We start from the raw sequence: 19,050 nt of genomic DNA on the forward strand, positions 1-19,050 counted from the left end.
GCTAAGAGTTTCGATGTGGCGCAAATCGCCACGAACATGGCGGTTCAGAGCGACAGTGCCGTCTGGGCTCGAGGGCAGGTCGCGGGCCCGTCTCGGCTCAGTCGATCTGTGCCTGTGCGACATCAGGTGGTAGCGATTTCCCGACTGTCGTCTTGACTGTGATCGTATGACGCGGAAGCACCGTAATAGTACCGGGCGCTTCGTGCTCCTCACCGGCCGTTGAAAGTTCGTCGATCAGCTCACGGATGGCTTGTTGGTCTCCGGTGACGATGCGCTTCACCCGGTCGTGGTCTCTTGGCTCCGACACAATGGGTCCCCAGCGCGTCAAACCCTCGAACGCTCCGTGCGGTGGTCGCGGAGTGAAATGTTCGATAAGGAACCACGTGAGCGGGAGCGCTGACCGAAACGCATCGCCATGCAGCCCAAGTAGACCCGCGGGCTTGCCCTCAATCGACCGAAGCCAGATGCCCGCGTCGATGCCGCCGTTCGATAGCAAGGAGTCCCTCAGCGCAAGGCCAGCTCCAAAATCGAAGATCTGATCGGCCAGATTTCGCGTATGAAGTGCGCGCACTTGCATGCGAGTTTGGTCTGGAAGTGACACTGTTTGCGGGCAGTAGAGACCGTAGCGGAGCGCGCCTTTGCCCAGGAGTGCGGAAAGCCGGTCCAGCCGTGCTTGTTGGTCAGCGTTCGCTGCCTGAAAGCTTGCTCGCTGGTCGTATTCACCGGAGTGAAGGTTTCGAAAGAGCCGCTTCGCTTGAACGAGATAAGCCGTTGACCAGCTTTCATTCGGAAGGATCCGATTTTCGTAGGTCAGCACAAGACCTAAATCAGACTGTGAGACGTGGCGCTCCATCGCCGTGTTGTGTGGATACGTGTCGAGGGTAACCTCAAAATCGATGCCGTCGCCGATTGCGGCAAGGTCGGTGTTGAGTTGGTCCACGCTGTAGGGGAGGCTTTCCTCGGCACGTTGGGTGTCGGCATCGAGTAATGCACAAAGCTCATTGGTGAGAGCCGGTTCATCTGGCGGATGCTTCCGGACCATCCGCTGAGATAGAGCGTAGTCCACGCCGTCAAGGTATCTGATCAGGTGGGTGAGGTGCTGCGGTCCGAGCATTGTCTTGACTTCTTATTGTTGCGCTTCAGTCCGAGCGGCGCTTAGGGTTCTTAACTTGGTTACCTTGTCGGGCGCGGCTAATACGTGTCTGCGAACAGAATCTTCGGGAGCATGTGCGTAGGCGTCCAAGTCCCATGCATACGCCTGACATAGGATTGGCAAAGCCCAACAATCTTGTCGGCATTCCCCAGACGAATAAGTTGTCGTGCGATTTCTGAGCGCCCGGAAAGGGCGGGTGCGCTATATCCGGAGCTGGACAATAGAAGCCCTCGGCTAGCGCGTTTTGCTACTACCACTTCGAAAAACCGTTCCAGGATGTCAGGACTTGGTCTGGAGGGCGCTGTCCAGTGCTTTATCTCCACGAGATAGATCGCTGGTTGGTCGGACTCGATGCAGCGCAGCTCGAGATCGAAGCCGCCGTCGCGCCCAGGGCGGGTTACAACAACCTCAAATCCTAGCACCGAGAGAATCTCGCCCAGCAACCGTTCGAGGTCGCGCCACTCGACATGCACAAGGTAATCGGGGCTGCGGACGATTTCGTGAGCCAGCGCCTGCAACATTGAACGCAGGGCACATTCCACCAATGCGCCGGGAACAGCTTCTTGACCCGGCGGTGGTTCGCGTTCGTCTGCCACATCGGCAAAATAGCGTTTGAGACGGGGGCTTTGGCCATCGTCCGGCCACACAATCCGGCCGCCCGCATCTTCGGCCTCTGCTCGTTCGAATGTGAACCGCCAGTGTCGGCCTTCTGAGGGGATGCGTCCTCTCCACTCGTACTGGAGAAGTGGCCGCAGCCCGCGCATTGTGAGATCGGCGAGCAGATATGGTCCGCGCGGGTCATTGTCCGGATTGCGATATCGGTCCGAATTGATCAGCGGTTGGGACTTGAAGCGCCGACCCGTAGCTTGAATGCTCACGATTTATCCTCGCTGCCTGGCCAATTGCCGCCTGTTTGGATGTCGGCGATGTCGGTAGAGCCCTTGGGCATCTGTAAGGAAATGCGCCAATCCAAGGGTTTGGATTGTTTGGAAGCGAATTCGACGCGTTGAATAGCGGGTTCCTCGGATGATCCATATTCGATCCGTTGCGCCTCCTCGATCGGAACCATCTCCGGCTCAATCCATAAGGCAACACCCAGGAAAACGTGACCGAGTATCTGAGAGCCATCGGGCCTCTCGATTGTGACATTGCCGGAATACGGAATTCGAGCCGTTCGAATGATTGGCGGTGCGCCCTTCTCGATATCGGCAAAGGGGTTCAATGCCGCCTGCACCTCACGCCAAATATCATTCACTGACCAAGTGGACCCGTTGTCTATGTTTCGAAATAGCGGCGCAAATAGATCGGTACCGTCCGACAGAGCAAAGTCGAATTCATTAGGCGGCGGCGTGTCCGGCTCGGCGGAACGAAAAGCTCGAATTCCGACACCGGCGAGGGCGCACGATTTGTGCCAGAAAAGAACGAAATCGAGCTTCAGCAGCTGATTGATGTCGGCAACGGAGACCTCCGACGCCCGACGAAGCGAAATGCCATGTCGACGCGCAACGGCCTCTGCGTCAGCTGAAAAACCTGACGCACTGACTGCGATTGTGCGGTCTGCTCCGATTGCCTGCCGTTTAGCCGCAAGCTGCTCGATCCAGGTAACATCCTGCGTCTTGTTTCTACGACGACACTCCACCGTGATGAGGAGCTCTGAAGTGCCGGCTCGGGTGCGAATGCTCGCATCGACCTCCCGCAGCCGGCCGGTGACCAGACACTTGATGCGATCAGGAGATGTTACGACGAGTCCAGCGGGGCCGGCGTCGGCCTCGATCCGCGCAATTAGACGTTCAAACGCCCGCCATTCAGGATCTTGATGGCGCCGGGCGGTCACTGCCCACCACTCTTTTCTTTCGTTCCCGCTTTCAGGAACATAGGGAAGAAGCTTCGCTGGGTCTTCACCTTGATGACGTCATTGATGCTGATTGTGTTGGCCTTTCGTCGCTCCCCGCCTGCTGGGGTGATGACCTCCAAATCGGGGTTCTCGATGATCGCTGTATGTACATCGTCCGCATGAGCGGGTGTGATGTTGTAGATGCTCTCGTAGAACTCCATGACGGACATGGCATCGCCGGATTCCGTCACGAGGCGCGGTATATCCCCCAGGAGCTGGTTCTTGGCGGAAGCGCGGCCGCTATCGTCAAAGAGATAGAGCATGCCCTCGTCGTGTCTTGGATCGTAGGACAGCATATTGAGGCCGGAGCGACCAAAATGAGCCTGAAGGCTGGAATTGTCATGAAGGATATTGTTGTAGACCTGCCGCGCCCGATAGGCGTTGGCAAAGTGGATCAACCAATACCGCCATCCGCCCGGATTGTTAATGGAGAAGGGACTGACATAGGGCGCGCATAGACGAAAGGCATCAAAGACGATCTTCTCCGCCGTCCCCAGCCAATAATTCTTGCTCATGACTCCGTTAAGCGCATCGATGTTCGCGCTTGTCAGCCCAAGATAAGCGAGCCGCGCTTTTAGCTGCTCCGGTTGGTTCTTTTGTAGGAACGCTAATAGTGAGCTGATCATAAAGGTGTAGAAGATCTCCGCTGCGGGATAGGAGCGCATTATGTCAAGGATCGTATCCCGTTCGACGTGGCTATCCCCACATTGGTCCAGATTGAAGATGACGCTTCTGTAGCGTCCTTGCTCCAAAAGCATCTTGATCGTTGGATACGCGATCTCGAAGAAATCGTTCAAATACTCCATGCGCAGATGCAACTTCGGGCATGTCTGCGCGATGGCGGCTTGCATCGGCGCAACGTGCGTCTTCAGCAATTCGATGGCGTCGCGACTAGCGTCATTGAATATCAGAAGGCACTCGACCTCAATCGCGCCCAGCCCTTGAGCTGCGCGATGTGTGTTCACCGCGTCGACCGCACGCATCAATTCTTCGATGAATATCAGTGGCGACCCAGGCGTGCCGCACTGATACCGCCCACCCCCGGCAAAGCCGTCGACGATTGCCAGTCGGAAGCGCTCCTGTTGCGGCAGCTTGCAGCGGACAGTCAGATAGTCGAAGACGTACTCGCGCAGGATTTTATGTTTGCGCTTGGAATGCTCCTCGAGCTTTGCGCCATCAGCCCATTCGTATTGCTTTTCGACCACGTCGCCCCCCAAACCATATTTGCCTTATCAAGGGACGGTGAGGGGAACGGTGGGCATCTCGTCCCAGGTCCGCCCCCGATATTCGCGTCCGTTGGCCTTTTTTGAGCGCTTCTTGTTGTCTTTGCCCCAAGTGCCCCACTGTTTGAAGAAGAACGCTGTCCCTGCTGATAGGCACTGCCGGTGGATTTCGTCGATCCATTCTTCACGGATTGGTCGAGCTGCCTTCCCGCTTTCGCCGCCGACGATGGCCCAATGGATGCTCCGAAGATTGACGGTGCCGACGGCTCCAATAAGGGGCTCGAACGAAATGAACCGAATGGCTGCAGGCGCTTGGCGCAAATGATCTAGGCGTCCGACGACGTCTGCGTTCTCGATGCTTGTGCCGAGCCAGACATTGGGTAGGACATCACCAATGACGGTGGCGAATTTGGCCATGCGTTCGGGGCGCTTTGTCAGAATCTGGTAGTTGTGATCCGGTGTGCCACGCATCACCTGCCAGACGTCGCGAATGAATTCATCGCTGACTTGTTCGTGAAACAGGTCGCTCATAGAGTTTACAAAGATCTTGCGGGGTTTGCGCCATCGGTGCGGAATGGAAAGCGCCTCACGGTCCTCACGTACGATGCCGTTCCAAACTGTGCGCTTTCCGGTTCTGCGAGTCACACCAGCATATTTCTGAACGCCCATAGACTCGAGGCGCTTCGCCATCTCCATGGCATAGCAGTTCGTGCAGCCGGCGGTCACGATTGAGCAGCCCGCAACTGGATTCCAAGTAGAATCCGTCCACTCGATTTGAGTTTCAGCCATCTTGTCTCCCGTGCCGTTTTCGAGTCAGCCAGCGCATTAGGCAGTTCCTGTCATCGAGCGTCAGCCGGCTTTCGACCGCGGGCGACGGTGCGAACTGGAACGCTTCTGTCGACGCCAACATCGCCAAGGCTATGCAGCCGAATTGTGGGGTGCGTCGGAAGTTTCACGGTCAATTCGAGCTTCCCGCCAAAGGCCTCGATATAACTTCGCAGTGTTGAGAGATACATATCCGCCTGCTTTTCAATCTTCGAGACAGAGGGCTGTTTGATGTTTAGTGCGGTCGCGACCTCGTCGCAAGCAGCCGGCAATGACGAGAGGTCGACGGCTCACGCGGCTTCCATAAGTACGGCCTTGCGCTTCTTTTTGCCAAAAGCTCGCGGACGAATTTGTCCCACGTTGCCATGGCAGCCCGCTTTTCAGGCATATAATTCCAGCGGTTATAGCTCTTGGAACTGACATCCTGAAGTGTATGGTTTTCCAATCGGTCTCGTATCTCCTTCGACAGACCAGCCTTGCCGGCGAGAGTCTTCCAGGTTCGCCGAAGGTCACGGTTCGTCACGACAGGGATGACGTCGCGATCGCGCTGCCGCCACATAAACGAATAGAGGGTGCCATGGCTGACGGGCTTGGATGGATCGGTCGCTGATGGAAAGAGCCAACCAAATTCATTTGGTTTGATCGATTCGATGAGGTCGGCTGCGATCTTCGTGACGGGGATCGCATGCGGTTTTTCGTTCTTGGTCTTTGACCAGTCGATAATGCGTTCGGCTGAATGATCTCTTCGGCGCGTTGACCCGTCAACATGAGAATTCTGACGGCGCGCGTGTAGGGTGGGTGAACTGGAGCGTCCGGGCACTCCAGCCAGCGATAGAGCCGGAGAAATTCATCCTCGTATAGTCAGCGTGTTCCCACTTTTTTTGGTTCGGTCGGAATGCCCGCAGCTGGATTGTAGACAAGGCGAAATCGACGGGCTGAGGTCGAGCGGCGGTCATGCTCTGATTTCAAGCCCCAGCTGTAGGCGGACCGGATGTAGCTGCGGACGTGATCCCGCCATGGATCGTTTGCCACACTCGTAGATTGGGGGATGATATTGGTGATTTCGTCGGGCTCCTCCTTCCAGGATGGTTTGCCGGCCGCTTTGAGCGACGCGACGTATCAGCAACTGTCCCGGGACGCGTGTCACCGGCGATCTTGATGCTGCGCCCTTTTGGATCATATCGGCGAAGTCGCGCTTAAATAACTCGCGCGCCTGGCTCAGGCTCATCGAGGGGTAAGAGCCGAGCTTTTTCTTGAATCGGTTTTGGTCTCGCCATTGTTGGGCCATCCAGTCTGCAGTTACGCGAGTTGGCATTGGCTTCATTACTAGGACCAGTCGGCCTGTTCCATGACCCTCACCATCGACAAGGCTCTGCTGCTTTCCGGTCTCCTCAACCTGTTTCAGAGCGCGGCGAATTTCTCCATCTGTAAGGCTTGGCACTTGGGGTCTCCCGTAGACTTTCAAGTGGGATCGGCTGACGGGTAGTAGGGGTCTGTGGGTCCAAAACCAGCTTCGATCCCCCTAAAACCGACCCCAATATGCCACGATAGCCGGCTCTACGACAAGTCAGAAGATCGTTATTCTTCAATATGCTAGATCGTGATCGAGCGTGATCTAAACGGAGCGAGTGGGATGGTTGTGCATCACGATCAGTCATTCTGGATCACGACAACGCACGGTAAAGCAGGGTGCCGCAATATGACCGTCGCGCTGGTGAACACCAAGACACTCAACGGAGTTGCTGTGTGGCGCAGACTGGGGCAGGGGATTGGGAGTTGGAGCAAGACCGCTATCGCTTGGCTTGCCGGTGCGCATCTCACTTCCGTACAGATTGCCTTGTCGGCCCGATGATGGAGGGGTCAAATTTCGGGCCGATTAGCAGATTTGTCTCGCGTGGCCCGACACCGCCCTATGCATGCGAATGCGAGGCAACGGGCGATTTGGACACGCAATGTCGTTGCCACCCCGTCACGGTTCGCTTGGGACCTCGAGGAGGTTTAGTGGCTGCGGCTTCGCGCGGCACGCCTCGAAGCTGGCAAAAAGCTGGTGGCTCTCAGGAGATTTGGTCAGCCGGTCATTTGCGTAAAGCATCCGCAACTCGAAGTTTGGATGGCTGTAGCCTGCATCCTGGAATACCGCACGCGAACAAAGCACCGACGCGCCAAAATTATCGAGAAGGCGGATTGCCGACAGGTTCCATGATAGGTTGGCTAATGCTAGCTGCATTGATTGGGCCTCTAGCCAGCCGTCGAGCGAGTCCATATCTGTTGAGGCCGCAGTGAGCAGGTCGAGGGCGAAATTATCGGCTTGCTCCTCCCGAGTTTTTTGCTCGGTTTCATCGAGATTTAGGGAGTTCGGATCCTTCGCCGCTTCAAACTCGCCAGGATCACTGTGCTCAACATGTCCGAGCTCGTGCAAAAGCATGAACGCTACTATGTCGCTTGGTGTGACAGACAACATATGAGGCACGGATATCGAGTATCTTGCTATCCACGCTTCCAGCGCCTTTGGCTGAATGAAAACACAGCCGCAGTTGTTTGGAACCATTATGCTGTAGACCGCCGAAACGCTCTCGGGGCTGATAAGATAGACCTGCACAAACTCGGTCTTACTCTCTGAGGGCGACGTCAATTGCCATGATCCAACAAAGCGATGAGTATCGCGGAAGCCCAGAATGTTGTTCGCCTTAGCTGCGGAGTCTTCAATCAACTGGCGTCCGTAGGTAGTCTCTTGCAGACCGAGACGCTCGGCAGAATTCTCTGAAGCCTTGTCGGCCGTGCAGCCGGCTAGGCTCAATAGGGCAAACAGCAGAATGCGCGAATTCACAGCCGCGTGATCTTCAGAACCATCTCGTCAAGGGCATCGCGAGCCTCCCGCTCGGTGGCAGCGTCCTGGACGGCCTTAACGGCTTGGTTGATTAGGTCGCGTGCCTTGTCGGCCCGGTCGTAGTCGTCGTTCCCCCGATTCGCGGCGAGGCTGCCGCCCGCCGTAAGCACTGCACCAAGCGCTGCGACAAATGCAATTGTGCGCGTCGTTCCCTGTGAAAGCCCGCCCGTATCTGTGGTCCCGGCGCTACCAGCCGCCGGAACTCGCCCATAGTAGCCGGCGATAAGGGTGATGGCGGCGGTGCAAGCAAATGCAAACCATGAACAAAGGTCGCCGGAGACACTGAACCAGCGGCCCCGCTCGTTTATCGCGACCATGCGTTCGCGAGCCTGGTTCCAGCGCTGTTCAATTTCTTCCTTTGGCAATTGGGCCGTGCCTTCGAACGCCTCGCCGAGGTCCATTACCTCAGGCGCGGTGCGCCAATTCTCGTGAGACCACAACGAAAGGGTGATCCAGATCACCAGCCCGACTGCAAGCATAGTACCAAGGTAGCGAGCGAATACCATTGTGGTTCTCCGAGTATATGTCCTCTTTGGTCGCGCTATTCATATAGATTGCTACGCCTGGTCAGATGGTGTCTATGACAGGACAAGGTCAATCTGGATCGGGCAGTGGACATGCGAGTGTCATCGGGGATCTTCTTTCCCTGGCAACAACGTTCTTTTCATCCCGGAAATCCAACTCACACTGTGCCAAACCGCATGGAGTAGCAAACGCCGTCCTGCGAAGCATCTGCCTCTGACAGCAAGAAAATCCCTAGGCTCTATTTCAGTTGCTCAGCACCAGCAGCGACGCGGGGCAATGGTCGGAAAGCCGCTTTGCGTCGGCCGCAATCGCGTGCGGCCACGCCACCTGTCGACCGCTGTTCGGCACCACCATAGCGCTGGCTTTGGTGCCGAAAAGGAAAAACTCGATCGGCAGCAAATTGAAATCATCGGCATCAGCCAGCGTGGCCGGGTTAGGGTTTCGGAACTCCCCCCAGCACACGGAAGCCTCTTTGTATGGGGAACGGAACATTGGAATATCCGGCCGTGTATCGGTGTCGTGGCCCGTCTTATCGGGAATGTAGCCGGAGAGCGCCTTCCAGACCTCGTCTTGGAACGTGCCCGACCCAGCGTCCAAGCGACGATTAAAGTCACCGACTACCATCCATGCCTCGCCTGCCGCTTCACGCAGCGTGATCCACGCGCGCAAAGGATAGAGTTGGCGGCCGAGCGTGTCGCAGGCCCAACTCGAAGGGGGATCAACCGGTGGGCTCAGCCAAAGACTCTGCTTAATTTGGTCGTCAAAACATCCCGATTTGAGGTGGACCACAAGTACGCGCAGCTTGGCCTCCCCGAATCCAAGCGTAACTTCCAATCCCCAACGGATGTCGCGTTCGACACCCCCGTCAAGTGACTTAACGTTGAGATCGGGATCATCGGCTGTGTCAAGAATCGAGAACGGCGAGCCCGCCCGCAAGGCAACCGCGGTATACTGAGCGCGCGTTGGCCCAGTCGGCTTGTGCGGCGTGTCACCAGGGCCTGAGCAAACAGGTTTGATGGGCAGCCCTTCAGCTTTGGCGTACTGGCCGCTAATGCAGTGCCTCCAGCCTTCCACGACCGGAAATACCTCGTCGATGGCCGCAGGGCTTGTCACTTCCTGTAGGAAGTACACGTCGGCAGCGACCAAGTCCCGCCAGCGTCGCAGATCTTTGAAATCGACGTCCTCGCGATGGAAGTCTCCGGGAAAGACGGTGATCGGATCGCCATTGTACGTGAGCGTCTGCACGTTCCAGTTGGCCAGTGTCGCGCCGGCCGCGTTGGAGATCGAGACAATGTTTGTGTTTGTCAAGAGATACAGACCAAGTCCAAAGCGCGCAAGCATGCCACCCTCCGATGATTGCGCCTTCCACTAGACTACCTCCGGGCACAGGACAGAGGTAAGAAATCCACTCGGTGCAAGATATTTTATGTTGCTTCGGCAATCCAAAATCCGACTCGCATGCTCATTCGACTTGCGCATCATTGCCAGCCTCATCGATGATCCAACTACCCACCCGCAGGGCGTTGGCAACAACAGTCACCATCGGATTGAGACCGAGACCGGTCGGCATGAAGCTCGAGTCTACGACGTACAGGTTCGGGACATCGTGGACCCGGCAATGTCGGTCAACCACGGACTTTCTTGGGTCGTCACCCATGCGGCACGTGCCCATCTGATGATCGCCAATAAGGCCGACATCTGCATCGCTGGACTTCGGAACGGTTTTCACTGGCAACGACGTATAGGTCTCCCAGACTTTCTCTAGGAGCGGCCGCGTCAGACCGAACATACGCCGTTCTGCCGGTCCGAAATCGCGGGTGATCCTCGCGACCGGAAAACCGTATTCATCGACATATTCCGGATCCAGATCTACCCGATTGGCAGGCATCGGCAGGTCGTCGCCGGTGATCCGGACCTCCATTGTACGGTTGTAGTCCTCCATGCTCTCCAGCAGTGGCCGCCCGATCAATTTTCCCTTCTCGACCTTGGAAACGGCATTCTCCATAGGATTCTTTTTGGCTGTGCTTACAACGTTGCCCGCCTTCCACCAACGTTCACCCGCCCCGGTCTGTTCTTTCACGAAGTACAGATCGAAACTTGTCGTGTTGCCGGTGTGACCCAGTTCGCCGTGTAGCATACCTTGAAAGTATGGCCCCGGCAGAACGTAGGTGCTGCCTAAACCGAACAGATGGAACATCACGTTGCGCCCGACCTGATCGTGCCGGTTGCCGAGCCCGCCCTGCGGACCAGACATCAGCATCAGTCGTGCCGATTGGACCGCCCCGCATGAGACGACGACCGAACCAGCCTGCAACACTTCAACGCGCGGGTCGTCTGGGTCACGAACATTAAGGTAACGAACGCCCGTCGCCCGACCGACTCCCTCGTCGTACACAATCTCGAATGCTCGTGCGTTTGTAATGACCTCGACATTCGGGAGGTCCCGAAGCTCCTGGAGCGTGCTCGCAAGTGCGCCGGACTTAGGCCCGTTTAGACCCCAGCAAAGGTACTCGCCACAGAAACCGCACATGTTGCACGGATCGCGAGCTCGGCTTGACCAAAGTTCCTCGACTGGCCGATTCCAGAATTCCGGTCGCTTTTTCTCGTCCCACAACCGAAGCGTTTCGGCAATCGCGGCCCGAGTGCTGTAGGGCCCACTACCTGGAGCGACCATTCCGCTTGGAAGCGGCGCAGCAGTCCAACCCTGCTTATCCATGCCGCGCTCCACTGCGGCACCCACCGGCGTGATCGGGTAGGGCGGGCTGGGGAAGGCGAAGTTTGGTTCCCATTCACTCTCAGGCTGGAAATGGGCATAGTGCTTGAGGGCCTCATACCAGGTACTCTTCAAAACGCTGCGCGTGATCTCGTTTCGGCTGCCGCAGACGGAAAGGAGAGCCTCGGCAATATTGTAGTAGGGCTCCATCTCCGCATAGCCGATCGGCCAGTCAACAACCGAGTATCCTTCCTGCGCGTTGAGTTGATCCAATTGGCCGGTAGCGCCGAAGTGGGTCCCTAGCCGAAAATCAATGGGCAGCGCCCGGAACGACCATGCACCCCAGATAACTGACCCACCGCCCAACATCGAGGCTGTCCAACCAGTCCCAATTGGCGCGGACTTCGCATCGGCTTCCGAGCGCCGGTGGGTATTGTAGTCGCCACGTGGCCGGCGCTTCAGCTCCGGTCGCGCGAGCCGAAATCGGTGCTCGTCGTGCATGATCGGATTGTATTGAAGACCCTGATCGTGAAGAGGTTTGCTCCAATCTGCCCCGAGTTCGAGCACGACGACTCGGAACCCTGCTTTGCCCAGCTGCCAAGCAATTGTGCCGCCACCGCCGCTGCTACCAATCACGACGAAGTCTACTTTTGCCATGGCACCCCCCGTCAGCCGTACGCGAGATCGCGTTTCGTGATCGGCGGCGAACCGACTGGCGGGTGGACAGCCGCGACAATCCCTTCCCCTTCAGGAACGGGCATATTGGCGACTTCTTGGTAGCGCTTCATGAAATCCTCGACATCCTTTCGGGCATCCTGAGGTCCATAGGCGTTGCCAACTCGGCGGTGCTCCCCGAGTTCAATCAGAAGAGCGATCTGTTCGGGGGGATCTACCGGATTGCGCATGCTGAGCATCGCGCGCAGGCAGTCCTTGGCGAACTGCCATACGAAGGCCGAGGACTTGGGAGCGCCAACTGGCCAAAAGGCTGACTGGTCTTTGGAGAGGTCGTCTACAAACCCCTCCCAACTAAAGCTTGGTGCGGCTTGAGCGTCCGCCAGGGCCTGCAGGAGGACAGGAAAATAGTCGTGGTAAAGGGTCTCCCGAACAACCGGCTTTCCATCAACGAGCGGCAAATTGCCACTTTCAACGATACCGAACCGAGGCTTAGACGAGAGCCCGCGAACTGCTCGCCACCGCTGCATATCGCCGATGGGGCAGAACGTCAAAGGATCCGCGGCTGCTTTGTTGAAGCGCTCCAGAAGGTGGATTTCAGCGGGCGCGCTTGCAAAAAGGCCCTCTATGAAGGCAATAATTCCGAGCTCCCTTGGAGCGATCGGTTTTCCATCTCGCCAGGGATACTTGCCGGGCGGAGTGTATGCCTTCTGATCAATCCAGGATTGGAGTGGAAATAGAACGGCGGCCATTCGCTCGAGAAAATCGACAACGGCAGGCTCAAGATTCAACTTGGGCGATGGCATCTGTCTCCCCACGGCTTCCGCGTTGCAGAACTGCTGGGCAAACCAAGGCGCAGCGGCTCAATTTTTTATTGTGAATTATTATCAGCAAGCGTGCAACATGCAATTGCGATGAGGACCGCAAAGTAAACGGTGCGGTGGTGGACTGTCATCTAGTTATCCTTCTTACACGATGATTCGTCGGCCGGTGACACTGAGCGGGATCCCTGTCACGCGCGGCACGGAATCAATGTGGACTGGTCGCTCTGTTGAGCTAATTGACGCCTCATGTCCGGAGGCGAACGTCCGGCATAGCGTCGCGGAAATGCATGGAAATGGAGCAATGCTTCCTTTTCAGTCTGGTAGATGTCGAAGCCTCCGAGTTGAGGATCTCAGAAGTCCTGAGTGAGCTTCTGCAACGCCTCAAGTGTCTTCGGGTTACCAGAGACCGAAGCATCCCCGTTGGTTAGCGCGTCGCCAAATCGCTCTATCGCAGCAATTGCGGCCATTAGCAGTCGCAGTTTCTTACGAACTATGGGAGGGAGCTCGCTGCAGCCGCCCACTCCACCCGCAGCGGTATCCAATCCGGAAATCCAGAACTCGACAATCGGACGCCACCCTTCCACCGTCTTTATCTGCGTTCTAGTTGCTTCGTCTCGGTCTTCGGCAAATTCAAAGATGCTGAGGTAGTCGAGCGCCTCAAAAACACGCTTCTGATAGTGAGCAACATCGCCCAGCCTTGCTGGATGAGGAACTCCTTGGGAAGCAGATGTGATGGCAGCAGTTCGTCTCCGAATATCTCTTCAGGTGACCGAAAAGCACTCTCTGAGATAGGTTTTGTCGACGTAATCACCCCAATTTGACAAATAAATCCGCATTTTTGCGCATAGGTTTCAAGGTTGTTCTAGATTTGTTGAATAGCCTCGATTGGAAACATATTAAGGTAGACGAGATCACCGCAAGGCAGTGGCGACGCCGGGTCTGCAGAATAATAGCGACACTCAGTGTGGATCTCCTTGCATGCCACCGTCAGGACATACGGAGGTGCGCAAAGCACTCTCCTGGCTCGATCTTCAGCCGCCATCGAGTCGACTAGCTCCCGCAGCTTCCCGCGCCTGCCCTCAAGCAGCAGAACCAGCTGATTGCGTATATTGCTCAGGGTGACCATAGCGCGAGCCACTGAATTTGATTTCGCGCTTGAAAGGGCCGATTTGAGGTGCCCGCGGGCTTCCTTGATGTCCTTCTCCTGCTGAACTTTGGCAAGTTTCAACGCCTCGAGCGCAGCCTCCCGTGACTGAGAGTCCCCGGCCGTGGTTGCACTCAACAGCTGCACCAAGCTGTCCAGATGATCTGTTTCAACCTCAACGAATGTGTCGAACCAATCAGAGAAGCGAGCGACGTTCTTGTTAACTACAAAGCGTTCGACGACGATTTCCTTTTCCTGTGCCAGCAGGACGTCAATGGCCGCTATTATTTTGAGCAACTCTTGGCCGACTTGTTGACTGTCAATCGCATAAGCCGCGCGCTCTTGGATGCGCGTCGTGGCTATGAGCGCTTCACTCTTGCGCTGCAACTCCTCTGCGAAGCGCAACTTCAGTCTTTCGATTTCCGCATTGGTTTGATCGCGGGATTGGCCCCACGCACCGAAGGTCACCACATCAGGAAGGGCATCCCCCAACTGCGCAAGATCAGCTCGAGCAGCAGTCGACCAGCACAGGTTGCCGACGAGCGCGATCGTGGCCGAAATCCGAACCCATCCGGTCGTCACTGGCACTTGAGACCCAACTGCTTGCTGCTGAGCGGATTTGCAACGCGGGCTTCGAGTAGCTGCGGGAACACAGGCGCGTCAAACAATCCTCTCTTTGCGCGCACGGTGAGATGGACCGACTCTTGCGCGCTGTAAGATTGAGCGTTGTCGGCGACACAGTAGTCGCTGAGCTGAGCGACTCCGTAAACCCAGCTTTGGTCGCCAATCGGACCGCTGGCAGAGGCCTCGACGCATTTGATCATCTGCGAGAACTTGTCGATCACCTCGCACGCTACCGGCGTCTGAGGTTGCAGGTACGGATAGCAGCGGATCCGTTGATTCAGAATGCCGTGCTCAGCAACCAATTGCATTCTCTCGCCGCAAGCACGAACTGGAACTCGGCAAGGCCTATCACACTGAAACGGCGCGCCTTCGGGATGTCTCCGGCATGGAGGTGGCAAATGATAGAGTCGCTGCGGCGGAAAAGTCTCTTCAGAGCTGGTGAGGGCCATCATGGCGCAGCCGGGAACAAGCGTGGAAGGATTGCTGATCAAGGCACAGGCGATCAGCACCTTTGAAAGGGCGTCTGCGCGCAAATTCCGCTTTTCCCTTCAAGCCGAGCATTGGGTTTCGCAGTTGGCGGCATCGGTTCTCCAGTTGGCTCCACACGGGCGATCATCATTATGAGCGACGGCAGCGACAAGATGACCTTCCACGACCTGGAGCCGCTTATCAGTGATGCGGATAATATGTTGGATGTTCTCGTGAACACGCTGGATAAGACCGGCCTTACGTCGAACGACGTGGTGCTTACTGACCGGGATCGGGAGTTGATTTCCTTCATGGTCAACGTCGCAGTTGATATGACACAGAAGGTGAGGAAGGCTTATTACGCCATCGAAGGAAAGGGGCCGGGCGATAAAATTGCTGACACGTTTGTCGAATTTCTCGAAGGACCGTCCTCTGGGCGGCACTGAAAAACCGGTGCCACGACGGAACCGGTAAACAAGCCCGCTGCCTCGTGGTGGCGGGCTATTTACCTTGCAGGTCGCTAGTCAGAACTCTAACGCGGCCGGCTTCGTCCAACTGCCCCGCATCGTACTTTTCAGATGCCATTTCACGGACGGCATCCAAGCCGAAGTCTTCGATCGCTTCGGTCGATGTCACGACGAGGACGCGCTCTGTGCCATCAAAGGCTTCAAGCACCAACTCGAAACGCTCAGTGGTTCCCTCTTCGCCAGTAAAAACCAGACCCATATGCCTTCTCCCTTCCGGTTAAGGTCTCGCCGCTGAAAACAGCCGAAGAACAGCGACCGCTGCCGACCCTTTTCAACCTTTTGAGTGTTCGATCTGGGGCCTATGTGAAATTCTCGCTACCGAACAGGTCGGAAGGCATCACCCTGCTTAGGCGGGTAATTCGGGACCGATACGCAAGTTTGCGACCCCATAAAAAGAGCGTCTGAAAACAGATGGGAAACAGGGAAAAGTCCAGTATTATAGAGCAAACTTTGGCTTTTTACGCAATGGTCGGTTCCATCAGCATGAGCTTGAAGCAGCATTCCTAGGAGAATTGGCGGGGCCAAGTTAAATCGCATCTTATCTCCCCCGGTTGACATAGGATGCTGAGCACGAGCTAAGTTATCGGCGATTTAATGACGGCCTGTTCGTCCATCTCGGCTTCGGGCTCACCGGCTGACGCCCTTCGCTTCCCGGCCCCGACCATCTGCACATTGTTAAAGCCCTGCAGCCAGGCATCGGCGTATTCGCGCCAGAAATCAGGGACCTGGCGTTCCTTGCCGTCCTTGCAGGCTTGAGAGCCATACATCCGCGCGTAAGTGATGCGTTCCTGGTCCTTTTTTGGCACGGCCATTCAAAACACCCTGTTCAATAGATTTGCACCCCAAGCCGGTCATTCTTCCTCCATCGCAACGCCGCACGATATTGAGTGTCATCCGCCGGTATGTGAAGGATAAAACGTTCAGGGATAACGATGCTGGGGTCCACACGTAACTCGCATCCGTGAGCATGCTGGTTTCTGACGGAGCATCTGATGGTCGCATTCTCTGTGATAATGGTTCCATCCTTTAGAACAGCCGCTCGCGCATGAGAGCGACGCTCATTTTGCGGACCTTTCGGAGTGCTCATCTCATTCCTCCCGAAAATCCTGCAAAGAGGCATCCCGCAGATCCTCCTCGCCGCGCAAGTGCTTCACAAGGCCGATCAGGCCCGGCTTGACCCATCGCTTCGCCGGCCGCTTCATGCCCTTGGACGCCAGGCCTGCGTGCTCTTGGACGCGCTTCCAGAGACGCTCGCGCAATTCCCGGTTCAAGGTGACGAAGGCGCTGCCGACATAGCCCTGTGCCGCGTTCGGCCATCAGGGCCCGTGACAAGGCTACCATTAAAACCGTCGAACGGCTCACTCGCGAATGAAGCATCGGCACCACTCAAACGAATGGTAATTTTGTGCCGGAATGCGTTTAGGGTCCATTCTCGGAGACCTACGCATTCCGTTGCGTGGGAGACACAGTAGCTCCCCTTTTTAAAGGCGTCGAGATTGCCACCAGCACCGAAAACTCAGTTCCTTAGAGCTAAAGATCGAGCGATCTGCCAGCGGGTTGTCGACCAGATAGCCGCCGACGCCAAATCGTACAGCACCTCGATAGACAGCCAGATTCTCGCCTCGACCACGCTGTCTCTCTTTAAATCCGGGGTCGTCAATGAAGTGAATTTGCTGGCACATGTTCGCGCGCGCCGCCATGACTTCACGAAGCAGGCCGGCACCGCTTCGTAGGTCGCTTCTTGACGCCCTCAGGAACTGCACACAACATGAACGCGACATGGGGGGAATGCAGATGGGCGTAATTGAAGACGTTCGAAAAGCGTTGGCCGACATGCCTTTATGGCGGCAACTCGGGAAGACCGGACCTTAGGTTCATCGCCCGCCCTGTGCTTTGCCGTAGGCGCTCGGGCTGGTGTCGGGCGTATAGATCAGTCCAACGCGCTTGCCGCCGCACTTGGCGCATTTCAGCTTCGATGAGATCGTCCGCCATCGCTGGCGCGTCCGGACCGAACTAGTCCCGCAGCTTCACGATGTCGAGCACTTGGCGAGGATGGCATGGCGCCGTTTGGCAGTGCGCCGCACTTGCGGTCGCCGCATCATGACAATCGCCATCCTTTTTTCGGCCGGTCGGGCGATTGCACAGGGCAGCCGGATCGAGCTTGCTCAAGCCGACGTCAGCACAAAAGCCCGTGGCCCTTTCGGCTGTTTGCTCGGCGCCTCATCCTTTCGGCCTCCGAACAAGCATCGGCGGCTTAAAAAATTTGGTTACAGCGGTGATCGATGTGTGATTCAAGCACAAGCGCGTCTTTCGCTGCATCGGCGGTGGAAATTGGTCGAGGCATCAGCGTCCGCGAGGCTGGATGGACGGTGCCGCGAATAGCCACTGGAGGCGTCAGGGGGAGTTCGAGTTGCTGTTCAAGAAAGCCATCGGCGAGAATGAGTCGTGTAGGATCGCAGGTCGAATGCGCTACAGCCGATCAGGCCATCTCAGGGTGGGCAGGTTCTTAGAACTTGATAAGAAGCAGGTGAGCCGCCATATTCCGACCCGGCTGCCAATTTCAAGTGGCCCATTCCATGGATGAGGCCGGTCCGGCCGAATGGACGTCCATTTTTTTGATTTGCTGGGTGTGCGCCAGGGTCGGGGAGGAAATCTCCCGATTTGTCAGGCGCTCCTATTTTCTTGGAGATGTCTATGAAGGATTCGCGCATTCCCGAGCCAGTCTTGACGGCTATGTCGCAGGGGACCCACATCATCCGCGCTTATCGTGAACACCTTGGGTATTCGATCGAGGACCTCGCGGTGGCGTGCGGGCTTGCCGCTCAGGAAATCCAAAACATCGAGCGGGGTCTAAAGTACAACAAGGGCTATCGGAATCGGATAGCGAGATCGCTGTCCATACCTGTGGGAATTCTTGAGGCAGAGTCGGACATATCGGACGCCGCCTGATCAGTCGGATAATCTGCAATGGGTGGAAGACCGCTCTTGTGATGTGACGTTTGCGGCTGATAGTCGTCGCTTGATTCCGTTGGACGCGAATGCCTTCTGGCGCAGTACCGCCAAGAGAATTCTCGTCCACTGTCCGAGTCAGGAACTGCACACGGGCTCGCCGAGCAGGAAGTTGGAACGCTTCGTCATGCTGTCTTAGGCGATATAGCCGCCCGGAGTGCTGCGACACGTGCACGATAGCATTGGCTCGCGAGGATGGATTGCTAACGGCGAACCCATGCTGGTCGGCAAGGCGATACTGGCTGGAGCATCAACTCGGCCGACGAGAGTGGCCCCCCATCCTAGGCAGGATCGGCCGACATGGCCGGCATCGCGAGCCGCTCTGAAAAGAGCACAGCGGGCATCCAGACGCTGCCGGGTTGACTATGGGTGTCGGAACCGCAAAAAGGGGCCGCTCTTCATGAGTGGCGTGCGCCGGCAGTCTAACCCCAAGCCCCCCGCCAGGCTGCCGGCGCGCTTCTAGCCGCCTTGATGCACGGCGATAAGCTTTTGACGGCCTGAAGCGACGTTGTGGTCGCCGTTGCGGTGCTTTTCCACGCGCCTCGTCAGGCGCCGGGATTGC

At 56.8% G+C, this 19,050-nt stretch carries 20 protein-coding genes and 1 pseudogene; 4 read left to right on the forward strand and 17 right to left on the reverse strand.

What is annotated here, in order from left to right; all coding sequences use genetic code 11:
• Positions 1-97 precede the first annotated feature (97 nt).
• From NKI59_RS31010 to NKI59_RS31075, 13 genes and pseudogenes are all read right to left on the reverse strand, one after another.
• Positions 98-1,114 (reverse strand): hypothetical protein, encoded by a 1,017-nt coding sequence (locus NKI59_RS31010; RefSeq protein WP_352708421.1) that lies wholly within the window; start codon positions 1,112-1,114, stop codon positions 98-100.
• Between the two features lie 77 nt (positions 1,115-1,191).
• Positions 1,192-2,031, reverse strand: coding sequence for a restriction endonuclease (locus tag NKI59_RS31015; RefSeq protein ID WP_352708422.1), 840 nt, complete (start codon positions 2,029-2,031; stop codon positions 1,192-1,194).
• Positions 2,028-2,987, reverse strand: a complete 960-nt coding sequence (locus tag NKI59_RS31020) for a restriction endonuclease (protein WP_352708423.1) — start codon at positions 2,985-2,987, stop codon at positions 2,028-2,030. The genes NKI59_RS31015 and NKI59_RS31020 overlap by 4 nt, the downstream gene beginning before the upstream one ends.
• Positions 2,984-4,252 (reverse strand): three-Cys-motif partner protein TcmP, encoded by a 1,269-nt coding sequence (locus NKI59_RS31025; protein WP_352708425.1) that lies wholly within the window; start codon positions 4,250-4,252, stop codon positions 2,984-2,986. Before NKI59_RS31025 ends, NKI59_RS31020 begins: the two co-directional genes overlap by 4 nt.
• A 27-nt stretch (positions 4,253-4,279) precedes the next feature.
• Positions 4,280-5,059 (reverse strand): DUF5131 family protein, encoded by a 780-nt coding sequence (locus NKI59_RS31030; protein ID WP_352549665.1) that lies wholly within the window; start codon positions 5,057-5,059, stop codon positions 4,280-4,282.
• Positions 5,060-5,330: 271 nt separating this feature from the next.
• Positions 5,331-6,536, reverse strand: a pseudogene (locus tag NKI59_RS31040) (site-specific integrase).
• Positions 6,537-7,064: 528 nt separating this feature from the next.
• Positions 7,065-7,922, reverse strand: a complete 858-nt coding sequence (locus tag NKI59_RS31045; protein WP_352708427.1) for an ImmA/IrrE family metallo-endopeptidase — start codon at positions 7,920-7,922, stop codon at positions 7,065-7,067.
• Positions 7,919-8,488 carry a hypothetical protein gene (locus NKI59_RS31050; RefSeq protein WP_352549670.1) on the reverse strand — a complete coding sequence of 190 codons (570 nt, stop codon included), beginning with the start codon at positions 8,486-8,488 and terminating at the stop codon, positions 7,919-7,921. Before NKI59_RS31050 ends, NKI59_RS31045 begins: the two co-directional genes overlap by 4 nt.
• Positions 8,489-8,750: 262 nt before the next feature.
• Positions 8,751-9,848 carry an endonuclease/exonuclease/phosphatase family protein gene (locus NKI59_RS31055; protein WP_352708429.1) on the reverse strand — a complete coding sequence of 366 codons (1,098 nt, stop codon included), beginning with the start codon at positions 9,846-9,848 and terminating at the stop codon, positions 8,751-8,753.
• Positions 9,849-9,969: 121 nt separating this feature from the next.
• Positions 9,970-11,877: a GMC oxidoreductase gene (locus tag NKI59_RS31060; protein WP_352549674.1), complete on the reverse strand. Its 1,908-nt coding sequence runs from the start codon at positions 11,875-11,877 to the stop codon at positions 9,970-9,972.
• A gap of 11 nt (positions 11,878-11,888) precedes the next feature.
• Positions 11,889-12,698 (reverse strand): hypothetical protein, encoded by an 810-nt coding sequence (locus tag NKI59_RS31065; protein WP_352708430.1) that lies wholly within the window; start codon positions 12,696-12,698, stop codon positions 11,889-11,891.
• A gap of 880 nt (positions 12,699-13,578) precedes the next feature.
• Positions 13,579-14,448, reverse strand: coding sequence for a hypothetical protein (locus NKI59_RS31070; protein ID WP_352708431.1), 870 nt, complete (start codon positions 14,446-14,448; stop codon positions 13,579-13,581).
• Positions 14,439-14,792, reverse strand: a complete 354-nt coding sequence (locus NKI59_RS31075) for a hypothetical protein (RefSeq protein WP_352708432.1) — start codon at positions 14,790-14,792, stop codon at positions 14,439-14,441. The genes NKI59_RS31070 and NKI59_RS31075 overlap by 10 nt, the downstream gene beginning before the upstream one ends.
• A 142-nt stretch (positions 14,793-14,934) precedes the next feature.
• Between NKI59_RS31075 and NKI59_RS31080 the strand changes: the two genes are divergently transcribed.
• Both NKI59_RS31080 and NKI59_RS31085 read left to right on the forward strand, forming a co-directional pair.
• On the forward strand, positions 14,935-15,108 hold the full coding sequence (locus NKI59_RS31080; RefSeq protein WP_352708433.1) for a hypothetical protein: 174 nt from the start codon (positions 14,935-14,937) through the stop codon (positions 15,106-15,108).
• On the forward strand, positions 15,105-15,398 hold the full coding sequence (locus NKI59_RS31085) for a hypothetical protein (protein WP_352549683.1): 294 nt from the start codon (positions 15,105-15,107) through the stop codon (positions 15,396-15,398). Before NKI59_RS31080 ends, NKI59_RS31085 begins: the two co-directional genes overlap by 4 nt.
• 55 nt (positions 15,399-15,453) lie before the next feature.
• Here the strand turns inward: NKI59_RS31085 and NKI59_RS31090 are convergent, their stop codons facing one another.
• From NKI59_RS31090 to NKI59_RS31105, 4 genes are all read right to left on the reverse strand, one after another.
• Positions 15,454-15,678 (reverse strand): hypothetical protein, encoded by a 225-nt coding sequence (locus tag NKI59_RS31090; RefSeq protein WP_352549684.1) that lies wholly within the window; start codon positions 15,676-15,678, stop codon positions 15,454-15,456.
• A 376-nt stretch (positions 15,679-16,054) separates the two neighbouring features.
• Positions 16,055-16,291 (reverse strand): hypothetical protein, encoded by a 237-nt coding sequence (locus tag NKI59_RS31095; protein ID WP_352708434.1) that lies wholly within the window; start codon positions 16,289-16,291, stop codon positions 16,055-16,057.
• A gap of 14 nt (positions 16,292-16,305) precedes the next feature.
• The gene (locus NKI59_RS31100; protein WP_352708435.1) at positions 16,306-16,599 is read right to left on the reverse strand and encodes a PilZ domain-containing protein; all 294 of its coding nucleotides are present in this window, start codon (positions 16,597-16,599) and stop codon (positions 16,306-16,308) included.
• A complete protein-coding gene (locus tag NKI59_RS31105; RefSeq protein WP_352549700.1) occupies positions 16,568-16,738 on the reverse strand; it encodes a hypothetical protein in 171 nt (56 codons plus the stop codon). Before NKI59_RS31105 ends, NKI59_RS31100 begins: the two co-directional genes overlap by 32 nt.
• Before the next feature lie 237 nt (positions 16,739-16,975).
• On the opposite strand from NKI59_RS31105, the gene NKI59_RS31110 reads away from it, so the two are divergent.
• A complete protein-coding gene (locus tag NKI59_RS31110) occupies positions 16,976-17,212 on the forward strand; it encodes a hypothetical protein (RefSeq protein WP_352708436.1) in 237 nt (78 codons plus the stop codon).
• A 961-nt stretch (positions 17,213-18,173) separates the two neighbouring features.
• Complete coding sequence (locus tag NKI59_RS31115; RefSeq protein ID WP_352549690.1) at positions 18,174-18,428, forward strand: helix-turn-helix domain-containing protein; 255 nt, start codon at positions 18,174-18,176, stop codon at positions 18,426-18,428.
• The last annotated feature ends 622 nt before the right edge of the window (positions 18,429-19,050 follow it).

Origin of the sequence: Mesorhizobium sp. M0598 (assembly GCF_040320865.1) — a bacterium.
Taxonomy (GTDB): Bacteria; Pseudomonadota; Alphaproteobacteria; order Rhizobiales; family Rhizobiaceae; genus Mesorhizobium.

Excerpts from the sequence above, each read along its gene's own strand:
- NKI59_RS31010 (WP_352708421.1), bottom strand. The coding sequence starts at position 1,114 with ATGCTCGGACCGCAGCACCTCACCCACCTGATCAGATACCTTGACGGC.
- NKI59_RS31030 (WP_352549665.1), bottom strand. The coding sequence starts at position 5,059 with ATGGCTGAAACTCAAATCGAGTGGACGGATTCTACTTGGAATCCAGTT.
- NKI59_RS31050 (WP_352549670.1), bottom strand. The coding sequence starts at position 8,488 with ATGGTATTCGCTCGCTACCTTGGTACTATGCTTGCAGTCGGGCTGGTG.
- NKI59_RS31055 (WP_352708429.1), bottom strand. The coding sequence starts at position 9,848 with ATGCTTGCGCGCTTTGGACTTGGTCTGTATCTCTTGACAAACACAAAC.
- NKI59_RS31060 (WP_352549674.1), bottom strand. The coding sequence starts at position 11,877 with ATGGCAAAAGTAGACTTCGTCGTGATTGGTAGCAGCGGCGGTGGCGGC.
- NKI59_RS31065 (WP_352708430.1), bottom strand. The coding sequence starts at position 12,698 with ATGCCATCGCCCAAGTTGAATCTTGAGCCTGCCGTTGTCGATTTTCTC.
- NKI59_RS31075 (WP_352708432.1), bottom strand. The coding sequence starts at position 14,792 with ATGCAATTGGTTGCTGAGCACGGCATTCTGAATCAACGGATCCGCTGC.
- NKI59_RS31080 (WP_352708433.1), top strand. The coding sequence starts at position 14,935 with ATGGCGCAGCCGGGAACAAGCGTGGAAGGATTGCTGATCAAGGCACAG.
- NKI59_RS31085 (WP_352549683.1), top strand. The coding sequence starts at position 15,105 with ATGAGCGACGGCAGCGACAAGATGACCTTCCACGACCTGGAGCCGCTT.
- NKI59_RS31090 (WP_352549684.1), bottom strand. The coding sequence starts at position 15,678 with ATGGGTCTGGTTTTTACTGGCGAAGAGGGAACCACTGAGCGTTTCGAG.
- NKI59_RS31095 (WP_352708434.1), bottom strand. The coding sequence starts at position 16,291 with ATGGCCGTGCCAAAAAAGGACCAGGAACGCATCACTTACGCGCGGATG.
- NKI59_RS31100 (WP_352708435.1), bottom strand. The coding sequence starts at position 16,599 with ATGCCTCTTTGCAGGATTTTCGGGAGGAATGAGATGAGCACTCCGAAA.
- NKI59_RS31115 (WP_352549690.1), top strand. The coding sequence starts at position 18,174 with ATGAAGGATTCGCGCATTCCCGAGCCAGTCTTGACGGCTATGTCGCAG.